General features: G+C 36.1%; 6 protein-coding genes. All 6 read right to left on the reverse strand.

What is annotated here, in order from left to right:
- Window positions 1–30: 30 nt before the first annotated feature.
- Complete coding sequence (locus tag KSHG_RS04080; RefSeq protein WP_026022501.1) at window positions 31–4380, reverse strand: Cna B-type domain-containing protein; 4350 nt, start codon at window positions 4378–4380, stop codon at window positions 31–33.
- Between the two features lie 380 nt (window positions 4381–4760).
- A complete protein-coding gene (locus tag KSHG_RS04085; RefSeq protein WP_010302217.1) occupies window positions 4761–7805 on the reverse strand; it encodes an Ig-like domain-containing protein in 3045 nt (1014 codons plus the stop codon).
- A 263-nt stretch (window positions 7806–8068) separates the two neighbouring features.
- The gene (locus KSHG_RS04090) at window positions 8069–8596 is read right to left on the reverse strand and encodes a hypothetical protein (RefSeq protein WP_010302219.1); all 528 of its coding nucleotides are present in this window, start codon (window positions 8594–8596) and stop codon (window positions 8069–8071) included.
- Window positions 8597–9320: 724 nt separating this feature from the next.
- On the reverse strand, window positions 9321–11015 hold the full coding sequence (locus KSHG_RS04095; protein WP_010302222.1) for a methyl-accepting chemotaxis protein: 1695 nt from the start codon (window positions 11013–11015) through the stop codon (window positions 9321–9323).
- A 195-nt stretch (window positions 11016–11210) separates the two neighbouring features.
- A complete protein-coding gene (locus KSHG_RS04100; protein ID WP_010302225.1) occupies window positions 11211–11516 on the reverse strand; it encodes a DUF2653 family protein in 306 nt (101 codons plus the stop codon).
- Complete coding sequence (locus KSHG_RS04105) at window positions 11504–11959, reverse strand: hypothetical protein (protein WP_010302228.1); 456 nt, start codon at window positions 11957–11959, stop codon at window positions 11504–11506. The genes KSHG_RS04100 and KSHG_RS04105 overlap by 13 nt, the downstream gene beginning before the upstream one ends.
- Window positions 11960–12099 lie beyond the last annotated feature (140 nt).

Here is a 12099-nt window from a genome sequence, read left to right on the forward strand (position 1 = left end):
ACAAAATGTCTCAACCTCTTTTCGTTTTAGTTATGCTGCTTTTCTTTTACGTAGTGTGTAGATGAACATACTAAGCGCAAGTATCATAACAGCGATTCCGCTATATAAAATGATATTCGTATTTGCCATACCTGTTTGTGGCAACACTTTGTTACTTGCTGTGTACGATGGTGTTGTCGTTGGACTCGTACTTGAGCTGTAACTAGAAGGCGTTCCTGTTCCAGTAGTAGTGTTTCCTGTTCCACCACCTGTTCCTGAACCATTATTATTATTATTATTATTACCTGTACCGCCATCTGTCGTTCCGTTATTTGTAGGTGGTGTATCATCTTTCTTCACGAATGTGTTCGTAATCGTGAAGCCTTTTTCTTCATCACCTGAAACAGCGGCTGTATAATTTTCAACTGCTTCCTCTTCTACCGTATACGTAATTTCTTTATTTGTCGCATCGTATTTTGGTAAATTTTGTACGATCGTATGGAAGTCATTCGCTTCGTTTAATTTAATTTCGCAATCTGTACCATCTGAACCGATGAGATGAACTGTGATTTCTCCATGAATATCAAGTTCATCTTTCCATACTTTTTGTATTGGTAAATCAAATACTTTCGTATTCGTTACCGTATAACCATTTTCTACATCACCTGTAATAGCCGATGCATAGCCTTCCATGTCTTGCTCTTCCACCGTATACGTGATTTCTTTATTCGTACCATCGTATTGTGGAACTGTTAATGTCGCTTTAAATTCGTTCGCCTCATTTAGTACAACTTCATGTGCCGAACCGTCTGAACCTTTCACGTGTAACGTCACATCTGGATGTGTCGTTTCACCGTCTAACCATACTTTCGTAAAGTTTAGCGTTTGTTGTTTCGTATTCGTAATCGTGAAGCCTTTTTCCATATCGCCTGTCGTTGTAGAAACATAGCCTGCTGGGACATTTTTTTCTTTCACTGTATACGTAATTTCTTTACCATCTTCTGTGTAAAGTGGCATATTCGTAAATGTCGCTTTAAATTCATTCGCTGTGTTCAATTCTACTGTTTGTACAGGCTTTGTCGTATCTTGACCGTATAGTTCTACTGAAATCGCATCATGAGTTGACTTACCGTCTACCCATTTTTTCTCTACAGAGAATGACACTTCTTTCATGTTTGTAATCGTGAAGCCTTTTTCCATATCACCCGTTACCGTTGATTTGTAATGGTCGATTGGTGTTTCTTTTACGCTGTACGTAATTTTCTCACCGTTTTCATCGTAAGCTGGTAATAAATCGGTTGTTGCTTTAAATGCTTCTGCTTTCGTTAATTCAATTGTTTGTACGATTTCTTTCGTCGCATCATTAATAATAGATACTTCTACTTTATCCGGATGGCTACCTGTGCCAACCCAAACTTTCGTAAGGTCGAATTTCGTTTGCTTCGTATTCGTTACGACGAAACCATCTTTTTCATTTCCAGTAACTGCTGAAGCATATCCTTCTACCGCTTCTTCTTTTACAGAATACGTAATTTCTTTTCCTGAGCGATCATACTTCGGTAAGTTCTCAATCGTTGCTTCATAATTTTTTGCAGCCGTTAACGTTACGGTTTCCACCGCTTTCGTATCATTCGATGCAAAAACGAGGATGTTGATTTCTGGGTGTGTCGTCTCACCGTCTAACCATTTTTTCTTCACTTGTACATTCGTTACTTTCGTATTCGTTACGATGAAACCTTTTTCCATATCACCTGTAATTGTTGAACTGTACCCTGCAGGTGTTTGTTCCTTCACCGTATACGTAATCACATCACCGTTTTCGTCATATTTCGGTAATGCTTTGCTCGTCGTTGACCCCGTATCTTTCAACGTAATGGTATCGACTGGATTCGTTTGATCCACTCCGAAAATATCTAGTTGAACGTCGTCATGTGTTGACTCACCGTCTAACCATTTTTTCTCTGCTTTAACTGTCGTTAATTCTGTATTTGTAATGACGAAACCTTCTTCTACATCACCTGTCACAGCTGCACTGTAGCCTGTGACTTCTTGTTCTTTCACTGTATAGTTAATTACTTTATTTGAAGCATCATATTTCGGTACGTTTTCGAATGTACCTTTATAATTATTCGCTTCATTTAATACGAGCGGAGAATTCACTTTCGTATCATTTGCGTAAAGATCTACCTTTACTTCATCATGGCTTGATTTTTTATCGTTCCATTTTTTCTCAACTGGTACATTGACCACTTTCGTATTCGTTACGACAAAACCACCTGTCGTATTATCTTTCTCAATATTCGTCGTATACCCCGCAACTGGTTTTTCTGTTAATGTGTACGCAATTGCTTCCCCATTTTCAAACATCGGAATATTTTTAAAGCTATCTTTATACCCTTTCGCTTTTTCTAGCGTTAAATCGTATTGCTTACTAGCACCTGATAACGTTACTTCTACTGTGTCCGGTGTATTTTCCGTACCCGCTACCCATTTTTTCTCAACTGGAATGTCTTTCACTTTCGTATTTGTTACAACAAAACCTGTTGTCGCATCTCCAGTTACTTTCGAAATGTAACCAGCTGGTACATTTTTCTCTTTCACTGTATATTCATGTTCAAATACAGCTGTATCTTTACCGAACTTCGGAACAGTGATTTTCGCTTCATACTTATCTTTTTTCTCTAATGTCACGTCTATCGGTAGGTCTTTACCATTCGATACTTCTACTACGATTGAATCTGGTGATGAACCGTCATCAATCCAAGTTTTCTTCAAGTTAATATCCATCATTCGTGTGTTCGTAATCGTAAAGCCATCTTGTTCGTTTCCTGTCACGTCTGATTTAAAGCCAGCCGGTACATTTTTCTCTTTCACTGTATAATTAATTTCTTGACCATCTTTAAAAAATGGTAAGTTTTCAAGTGTCACCTTGAATCCTTTTGCTGGATCCAAGGTAATATTTTGCGAGCTTACTTCCGTTGAGCCAACTTTCCCTATCACAATCGCATCAACAGCCGTGTGATCGATATCATCTAACCATTGTTTCGTTACGGTAATGTCTTTAATTTTTTCATTCGTAATTGTGAAACCTGTCTTTTGATCGCCTGTAATTTTCGGTTCTTTGTTGTAACCAGCTACAGGAATTTCTTTCACTGTGTACGTATACGCTTCATTACCAGTCGAATTCATTACCGGATAATTCGTAATAGTTTCTTTCCAACCCTTGTCCTTCGTCAATGTCACTTCTCTATAATCTTTCCCATTTTGAAGTACCATTACTTTAATGTTATCGGGTGGTGTATCCCCTTGTTGCCACACTTTTTGCACAGTAAATGATGGTAAATTACCGAAACCACCACCACCTGCTGCTGGCTTATAAGAAGCAGTTGCCTTATCGTTGTAATCTTCTATTGTCTGATCTTTATAATTCCCACCGATACCGACCGTATCTGGCTCTCCATTAGTTTTCGTTCCTTTATAGCTAAAATTATTTTGCCAAGCATTTTTATCAAAATCATCTGTTGGTATTGTTTTGTAGTAAATAGACAATTGTTTCGTTATATCTTTTACTACTTTAATTTTGAAAGATGTGTCAGTCACATCAATAATCTCTACCGAATCTTTTAGCGTACTCGGAGAAAATGTAAATGAGTCTTTTACGAGTTTTTGATTAGCAGACATCGTATCTTCAATAATAGAACCTGCTGGAATTTTCATCACATTTTCATACGAAAGTAAATAACGCCAATTGATTTCAAATGTCCCATCTTGTTTTAAACTAACCGAACCATCTTTATATACTGTATGCGTTTTAATACCAAAAGATGGATTCCCTTCATTTTTTAAATAGTACGTTTGTCCGTTATCAAATGTAACTGGATACGTTTGACCTGCCGTTAATCCACTAGCCATCGAGATCGTATGCCAAATATTAAATTCTCGATTTTGTTTATTTACGAAATACGAATTAAATTTTACGTAAATTTTTTGGTTATTGATTGAAAACGTACCAATCTCCGTACCAGTTTCATCTTTCAATGTTTGAACGCTAAAGTTAGCTGATAAAATATTTTTAGGAATATCGATGACATATGTGTCTTCCGTTGAAATTTGATTTGCTCCATCCGGAATCTTATAGTCGTAGCTAACGCGAATAGTAGACCCATTGTATAAACCATATCCTGCTTGTGGATTTAAAGCATTTTTAGATATGTCATTTGCATCAGTCGGCTGATTCCCTGTCATTGAATGTAGCGTTACCTTTTCTAAAAAGTTAAGTGTCTTCAAATTCACATCAGCTGCATTTGCAACTTGCGTCGTTCCAATATAGGGAAACACTAAGTTCAACAACAGCATAACCATTGCTAAAATAGTCCCTACTAATATCTTCTTTTTCTTCATACGCCTCACCTTTGCTTTCAAATTAGTATGTTTTCTACTGACGACAAAATCACTCTCTATTTCCAATACTTTTAAAAATGATAAAAAAGAACTAAAAAAGTAAAAATAACACAATTCAAAATAGAATATTTTATTTTTATAGAAATTTAAGACTATTAATTTTTCGTCTTAACTTATTTTCCCCAATTTTAAAAGTCTATAAACCTATTTCTATTTACTTATTTAATTTCAATTTATCTTTTTTGACATTTTTTTGTTATTTGAACTAAAAAAAGGCTACTAAGGTAGCCTTTTAGTGTGAGAATAAAAATAAAAACCCCCAAATCCTACTGAAAGGATTTGGGGGAAAATGTATCACTTTATGTTTTAAACTGTTGGAATTATTGTGCTTGTGCAGCTGTTACTGTTACTGGTACAACGATTACTTCGTTACCTACAGTAACACGTACGCTTGTCGTACCTGCTGCTTTACCCGTTACAGTAATTTCAGCATCATTAGCTGTTACTGTCGCAATTGTTGGATCAATTGATAAAGCTTTCACTTTTGGAGTAATTTCATCTCCGTATTGATCAAATGCTTTGAATGTTACTTTTTGTTCTTTAGTTTCTTCAACATTTACTGAAGTTACTTTTTCATCAGCAAAGTTAAATGTACCCGCTGCTAACGCTGAAGATTTTGCAGATACCGTAACTGTTACTGTTTGTTTTTTACCGAGTACGTCTGCTGTAAATGTGACTTTTTTATCTTCTGTCACTTCTTTTGTTTCAATCACACCGTCTACGATGGTTGCGACTGATTCATCGCTAGAAGTCCAAAGAACTTCTGATTGATTAATATTTACTTTAGAACCGTCTGCTTCAATGCCTGTTGCTGTTAATGTTGCAGCTCCTGTAGTTTCTGATTTTAAGATGACATCATTTTTAAGGCCATCAATCGCTACGTTACTTACAACGTCTGTTGTTAGGCCAACAGTAATTGAAGTAGAAGCTTTCACATCACCGATTGTGAATTCAAGTGTTCCTGTACCTTTATCTTTACCTGTTACCTCTACAGTGTATTCGCCAGCTTTGCCAGTAACTGCCTCTACAGTGCCTGCTTCTAATACTTTGTTTGTTGATGTTACTTTTGGTTCTGCTACAAATGCTTTACCGTATTGGTCTAATACATTAATAGTAACCGTCATTTTACCATCTAAACCTAATTTGCTTGATGATGGTGCAACCGTCATTTTCGCTGCTTTACGTTGTTCTCCAACTGTTACGTTGAAATTAGAAGTAACTGTTTTACCGGCTGCTTCTGCAGTTACAGTAACTTTGTATGTGCCTGCTGCTACTGATGTTGTTGGTAATACTTTAACGAATGATTTTCCGTTAGCATCTTCATTGAATTTACCTTCTGCATCGATATTACCTGTTACGATATCTGCTAGACCTGCTACTTCTTTGCCATCTTTATCTGTTACGTTGACAGAAATTTTTTCTGCTGCGACTTCTTTGCCATCTTGGTCTACAGTTTCAATTGCATTGTATTTAGCAAGTTCTGCTGCATCGCCAGCGACAACGCCTGTTACGTCATTCCCTGCAGTTACTTTAGTTAATACGGGTGCTACTACGTTTACTGAAGCTGTTTTCACAATGTTTCCTACTTGTACGCTTACTACAGCAGTACCTGCAGTTAATGAAGGAAGCGTTACGTATGTTGTTGTTACGCCGTCTTTCGTTACGTCTTCAATGTTCGGTGTACCTGTTACGGCAGCTTTTGAGCTAGCAAATGTTGCATTATCTTTCACTTGTGCTGCTGTTAATACTTCACCGTGTTTGTTTTTGAATACGATGGCTGCTTTAACATTTGTAGAACCAGCTTTTAACTCTTTGCTATCGAAAGCAAAGTCAGAGATAGACGCTACTTCTGTATTTGTCGTTGTTGTGAAAGTAAGATCATTCGCTTTGATTACTTTCGCATCTGTGAATGAAGCGCCAATGTACGGTGTAATTGTGTACGTACCTTGTTTAGATGAAGTCGCTTTGATTTCAATTGATTCATTACCAGCTGCATCTTTCACTGTTTCAGCTGTCACTTTTACGTCTGCTGCTGTTACACCGGCAGTTGCTGAAGTGATATTGAATTTAATGTTTTCTGGTAATACTACTGAACCTGTGTTTCCAGCAATTGTCGCAATTGTTGCTGCTTCATTGTTGAAGCCAGTTGTATTTTTTGCAGTTGCTGTTAATGTTGTTAATGTCGCTGCGCCAACTGTAATTGTTGTAGACGCTTGAACTTTTGAATCTACTTTTGAGAATACTTCTACTTTATAAGTACCCGCTTCATCAGATTTGAATGTTACTTTACCGTCTGCAGCTACTTGAATTACAGATTCCGGATTAGTTGTATCTACTTGTTGGCCATTCACTTGATAAATAACTTCTTTGTTATCCATTTCATTGTTGAATTGGTCTAGTAATTTCACTGAAAGATCTGTCGCTTCTTTTGCAGGGATAGACGTGTCAGCAGCATTTACTGATAATGTAGTCGCTTTTGAAGCTTCTTCTTTAACGACTGTGTATTCGATTGCATCTTCTGCTAATACAGTCGGTGTTGCTTTACCATCTGTGTGCGTTAATGTAATGACTACTTTATCGCCTTCGTTTAATTGTTTAGAAATAGTCACTTTACCATTTTCATATTTTGCATCATTAGCTGTTAATGCTAAACCGTTAACTGTCACTTTTACAGCTGCTGTAGTTGGTACAGCGATTTCTTCACCGTATTGGTTTTCAGCTGCTACAGTTACTGAAGCTTGTGCCGCTGCTGGGATACCTGTCGTTACTTTTGTAAATTTAGCAACGTAAGCAGGTGCCACTTTTGCTACAAATGTTGCATTTGCAAATTCAGCCCAATCAGCTGATGCTGTGTATGCTTTTGTATCTTGTAATTTTGCTTCACCGTTTAATTTGAAAGTAGCTTCGCCTTTTTCAGTAAGTGATTTAGCAACGTAAGTCGCTGTGATTTCTTGTTCACCTAAAGTTAAAGTGATTTGGTTACCAGCTACCGCTTCTTCTGTTGTACCTGCAGGTAATGTTGCAACGACTGTTGTTTCATCAGCTGATACGATTGAAGTTACAGCTGTTTTAGCTGCGCCGACAACCACTGTTGTTGTATATTCTTTTTCGTTGTTGTTATCGTCTACTACTGTGTACGTAACTGTGTACGTACCAGCAACTGTTGCTACGAATTTAGCTGCATCGAATTCTTTCACTTCGATTGCTTTACCTTCCACATCAACACCAGCGATTGCTGTTACTGTTGCAGTGTATTCTTTACCAGAGTTATCTTCTACTTTAGAAACTAATGCGTTAAGATCTAGTTCTTTACCGAAATCAACGTTTGTTTTTTCTGCTTTGAAAGAAACAACTGGTGCTTCCATATCTTTTTCACCGTCGATGTAGATAACACCATTGTCAGTACCAGATGCCTTTTTACCTGCTTCGTAGTAGAAACCATCCGCTTGTACACCCGTTGCTAATTTACCTGCTTTATAGTAAGTATCTCCAACTAAGCCTGTGTATTTTTTACCTACTTTATAGTAAGTATCTCCAACTAAGCCTGTATATTTTTTACCTGCTTTATAGTAAGTTGAACCGACTAAGCCTGTATGTTTTTTACCTGCTTTGTAATATGTTGTGCCAACTAAGCCTGTATGTTTTTACCTGCTTTGTAATACGTTGTTCCAACTAAGCCTGTGTATTTCTTACCTGCTTTGTAATACGTTGTGCCAACTAAGCCTGTATGTTTTTTACCTGCTTTGTAATATGTTTTGCCAACTAAACCTGTGTATTTTTTACCTGCTTTGTAATACGTTGTGCCAACTAAACCTGTGTGTGCTTTACCTGATTTGTAGTAAAGGTTTTTATAAGAACCAGTTGCTAATTTACCCGCTTTGTAATATTTAGCTGAACGTAAACCAGTGAATGCTTTACCATTTTTGTAAAGAACTTTGCCTGAAGTTACATACCCTTTTGCTTTTTTACCATCTTTGTAAAGTGTTGATTTATAAACTTTGTAACCTTTTACGACTTTACCAGTTTTAGCATTCACTAATTTACCTGATTTTACTTTGTACGTTGTTGCTGCTGAAGCTGAAGCAGGTGCTACTGATGTTGCCACCACTGATGTGCTAAGTGCTACTACTGCTGCTGTTGCGATCATTTTTTTCATAATGTACTCGATCTCCCTTTTCTCATAACTTTATTTTTAGTAAATAATTGGATGAATCAGCGAGGAGGCCTAAACATCGCCATACTAAACAATATCCGTCAAATGTCCCCCTACGTAATTCTTAATGACTATACTAACACAAAAACAATCATCATTTTATTATTTTTACTATTTTTTTGGTATTTTTCTTAATAACAATATATTAATACTATTAATTTTCTATTATTTTCTATTTTATATCCCTTTATTTTCCATTTAAGTATATTAATTGTTTTTAAAATCCTTTTTATTCCTCCAAAACAATATAGACCCATATTGAATTAGATAAAATTAGCGATAAATTACAGGAACTATCTATACATTCATACTAAAAAAGGATTCATTAAAAGAAAATATGCTTATTTATATTTTTCTCATATAGTTCAAAAGTTTAAACAAAACATCTATTTTATCTTATTTATGACATATCAATGTTTTTTACATGTTTTATTATTATTTAAATAGTTTTTGATTTGTAGTATTTTGTCGAATATCCCCGTCAATATTTGTACATATTTAACGTTTTTATCGTATTTTCGAGAGTATTTACGTTTTTTATATGTGAGTTATTTTTTATCATTTTTCTTTCATCTCATTATAAAAAACATTTTTTATTAAGAATACATAAAAAAAAGCCCCAAAAAATAAAAAAAGAGTGACTAAATAGCCACTCTTTTTCTAATGATTATGTTAATTTGAATTGATTAATTTCTTGATCGAGCAATTTCACCATTTGTAGTAACTCGCTCGCTCTCGAAGAAACCCCTTCCATCGTCGTCGATGTTTGTTCGATCGTTGCGACCGTTTCTTCTACGCCAGCAGCTGATTGTTGTGCGACGGCTACGATATTTTCAATCGTCTTGTTAATCGCAATCGCTTCAGATTGTACTTTTTGAATATTAGAAGACGTGCTTTCGATTCCTTTGTTCATACTATCTACCGAATCTGCGATATGTTCAAACGTATCGTACGTTTCTTCAATTTGCTTCGTTCCTTTTTGTACTTCTACGAAACCACTCGATAAAGAAGTCGATACTTCTCCTACTTCGCGTTCAACGCCTTGTATAATCGTCGCAATGTCTGCGACCGCAGCATCTACTTGTTCTGCAAGTTTACGCACTTCTGTCGCAACGACTACGAAACCTTTTCCATGCTCGCCTGCACGAGCCGCTTCTATTGACGCATTTAACGCAAGTAAGTCTGTCTGTTCGGCAACGTCTGTAATTTGTTTTACGAGAATGCCAATTTTCGACGTTTCATTTTCTAACTTTCCGACTTTTTCTACAGACTCTCCGATAATATTATGAATAACTTGCATTTGACTCGTTGAAGACTGCATTTTTTGCTGTCCGTTTTCAGTTAAGTTATGAACAGTATTCGAATGCTCTGCCATACGAGTCGCTTCGTCACCCATAAAGTTTATTTTTTCACGGAAGTCTTCCATCATTTCAGATAACTCAATGGAGCCATTCGCCTGATGTTCACTACCTTGTGCTAGTTCATGCATCGTCGTCGCAATTTGTACAGATCCTTCATATACTTCTGTTGACGATTCAGATAATGCATTACTATTCGTTGAGACATTTTCTGACACGGTATTTAATGAGTGAATAATTTCTTTAAATTTATTCGTTAAATAATTAGACGTTTCCATCAACTCTCCAGATTCGTCACGTGACTTCACGAGTAGCGGTTGCTGCGTTAAGTCCCCTTCACTTAATGCTTTCAAACGAGTAGATACCGCTGTAATCGGTTTCGTCAATTTATTTGATAACCAATAGCCAATTAATAAAGAAAGAATAACGAGTATAATCGTTGAGATAATTAATAACATTTGTTGTGTATGTGCTTCGTCCGAAATTTTACTGATGAGCTGTTCAATATCAGCTTGTCGTTTTTCAGCTAGTTTCTCGAATGCTTGTTGTAGTTGTAAACTTTCAGCACTATGTGAATTTAAGTTTTTTAGCGCTAACGCTTGATCCCCTTTGTCGTAAACATCGAACACATTTTGCTGCATGTATTCACGCCAAACGACAGATTGTTCGATAAGATTTCTTGCTTCTTGAGACGTACTCTTTTCTAAAATCATTTCATTATTTTTCTTAGCTTGCTCTGTATACATTTCAAAATTTTGCTTTTCCGTCGCATCCCCGGACATAACATATCCTCGAACTGCAGCAAGACGCACGCCAAACGAACTCGATAATTCTGCATCGGCTCGATTTAATACGATATCTTTTTCGACGACTTCTTTTAATTCAGCAGATACGTTTGCTAATTTTGTGTACATAAATAAATTAACGAATAAAACGAGTACCGTAATGACGATAAAACCTAACAACATTTTCGTACGAATTGAATTGAACTTTATTTTTCCCAACGAAAGACCCCCTTATGTATATAAGTACATATACCCTTATAATAACAAAAATAAAACTTTTTAATTAAAAAATTACTTTTTTATTTATTATGTATGCACTAGTTGTCGAATAAGTACATAATCTATCGTTCACATATGAAAAAAGCTCGAAATCGTAACGACGATTCCGAGCTTTTTATATACTTCATACTAAGATTAATCGATTGTGGCGAAAATACCTTGGTCATCTGCAAATTGTAATTTAACTAATGCCGCATAGGGATCGCGATTGTATTCATAATCAATCCAGTTACGGATAGCTTGAATCATATCGCCTTTTTGATAAATTGTAATGTCCCCATTTACGTCTGCTTCTGCACCGAATTCTTCTGGTTCTAAACCATCATGGTCATCGTATGCTAATTCAATCATGACATCTTCCGGAATTAAATTCTTTTGACGTGCATGATACGTACATAATGCATTAATTACTTCTTGTTCGTCTAAAATTAGCGATTCCATTGGCGGTCATCCTTACGATCATCGTGACGGTTGTTACGATTTTTGTTGCGGAACATATTAATAATGCTCATCACTAACATAATAACGACTAAAATAGCGATTACGTTTACTAATAAACCAAGGATGTTCCCCATAGCGCCCATACCTGACAGTAAGCCACCGAATAATAGACCTGCTAAACCACCAAGCATTAAGCCTTTCATTAAGCCGCCTTTATTTGATTTTTGAGCAGCTGATGAATTTTTAGCTTTTGTGCTAGTTGATTTTGTTGAAGAATTTGAGTTAAAGCTGTTTGAATTGTTGTTTGAACTTTTGCTGTTGAAACCACTTTTACCAGATTTGTACCCTTTTGCTGAGGCAGTAGTCGGTTGGTCAACGACAGCAGTGCCTACAGTCGCAAATGATAATGTCGCAGCGAATGCAGCGGCTAATAATTTTTTCAATGAAAAACCCTCCTGAGATTGTACTGTCTACATCATATCATTTTGCTTTATATCTATAAAATGATATCTATTTAATATACGCAAATCATCAGAAAACGTTTCATTTTTTGAAAACTTTTTATTTTTCATATTATTTTTGA

This window comes from Kurthia senegalensis (assembly GCF_000285595.1).
Lineage (GTDB): Bacteria > Bacillota > Bacilli > Bacillales_A > Planococcaceae > Kurthia > Kurthia senegalensis.

Coding starts and splice junctions, on each gene's coding strand:
- KSHG_RS04085 (WP_010302217.1), bottom strand. CDS start 7,805: ATGGAAGCACCAGTTGTTTCTTTCAAAGCAGAAAAAACAAACGTTGAT.
- KSHG_RS04080 (WP_026022501.1), bottom strand. CDS start 4,380: ATGAAGAAAAAGAAGATATTAGTAGGGACTATTTTAGCAATGGTTATG.
- KSHG_RS04090 (WP_010302219.1), bottom strand. CDS start 8,596: ATGAAAAAAATGATCGCAACAGCAGCAGTAGTAGCACTTAGCACATCA.
- KSHG_RS04100 (WP_010302225.1), bottom strand. CDS start 11,516: ATGGAATCGCTAATTTTAGACGAACAAGAAGTAATTAATGCATTATGT.